Consider the following 1,528-nt stretch of genomic DNA (forward strand, 5'->3'; position numbering starts at 1 on the left):
ACTTCCTCGACCACACCGGGCTTGTCGTTGACCACGACATCACCGGCATCCACCGCCGCCCGCAACTCCATCCCGGTACCCACCACAGGGGCCTCCGAACGGATCAACGGCACCGCCTGACGCTGCATATTCGCACCCATCAAGGCACGGTTGGCATCATCGTGCTCCAGGAACGGAATCATCGCCGTCGCCACCGACACCATCTGCCGCGGCGACACATCCATGTAATCGACCCGGCCGGTATCGACGAACTCGACCTCGGAATATCTGCGCCGCACCGCGATCCGCGATTCGACGAAGCGCCCCTGGGCATCGAGCGGTTCGTTCGCCTGCGCGACGACGTGCCGGTCCTCCTCGTCGGCGGTCAGGTAGACGATCTCGTCGGTCACCGTGCCGTCGATCACCTTCCGATACGGCGTTTCGAGGAATCCGAACGGATTCACCCGCGCATACACCGACAGGTAGCCCATCAGCCCGATATTCGGGCCCTCCGGCGTCTCGATCGGGCACATCCGCCCGTAGTGGCTGTAGTGCACATCGCGCACCTCGAGGCCGGCACGGTCCCGGGACAGGCCGCCCGGCCCGAGGGCGGACAGGCGGCGTTTGTTGGTGAGACTCGCGAGCGGGTTGCGTTCGTCCATGAACTGGGAGAACTGGGAGGTCCCGAAGAACTCTTTGAGCGCCGCCACGACCGGACGGATGTTCATCAGCGACTGCGGGGTGATGGCCTCGACGTCCTGGGTGGTCATCCGCTCCCGGACCACCCGCTCCATCCGGGACAGGCCGACCCGGAACTGATTCTGGATCAACTCCCCCACGGTGCGCACGCGGCGATTACCGAAATGGTCGATATCGTCCACCTCGACCGGCACCTCGACATCCCCGGGCCCGGTCATCGTCCGCTCCCCCGCATGCAGCCGCAGCAAGTATTCGATAACGGTGACCAGGTCCGCTTCGGTGAGCACCCGGGGACCGCCCGGCGCGTCCCGCCGGACACCGAGCTTCTTGTCCATCTTGTAGCGGGCCACACCCGCGAGGTCGTAGCGCTTCTCCTTGAAGAACAGGTTCTCCAGCAGTGACTGTGCCGACTCCTTGGTGGGCGGTTCGCCGGGGCGGAGCTTGCGGTGGATATCGAGCAGCGCCTCATCGGTACCCGCTGTGTTGTCCTTCTCCAGCGACGACATCAGCACACCGGAGAAACCGAACCGCTCGCTGATCTGTTCGGTGGACCAGCCGAGGGCCTTGAGCAGCACGGTCACCGGCTGACGCCGCTTGCGGTCGATACGCACCCCGACGGTGTCACGTTTGTCGATGTCGAATTCCAGCCACGCGCCGCGAGAGGGGATGACGCGCGCACTGTGCAGGTCCTTCTCGGTGCTCTTGTCGACGGAATGATCGAAGTAGACACCCGGCGAACGCACCAGCTGCGAGATGACCACGCGTTCGGTGCCGTTGACGATGAAGGTGCCGTGGTCGGTCATCATCGGGAAATCACCCATGAAAACCGTCTGGCTCTTGATCTCACCGG

At 64.4% G+C, this 1,528-nt stretch carries 1 pseudogene; it reads right to left on the reverse strand.

Annotation, left to right across the window (positions count from 1 at the left end):
- Positions 1-1,528: pseudogene (locus ACLML9_RS28720) on the reverse strand (DNA-directed RNA polymerase subunit beta); the annotation flags it as partial.

The organism is Nocardia sp. NPDC002869, from assembly GCF_046764065.1.
Classification (GTDB): domain Bacteria; phylum Actinomycetota; class Actinomycetes; order Mycobacteriales; family Mycobacteriaceae; genus Nocardia; species Nocardia rhamnosiphila.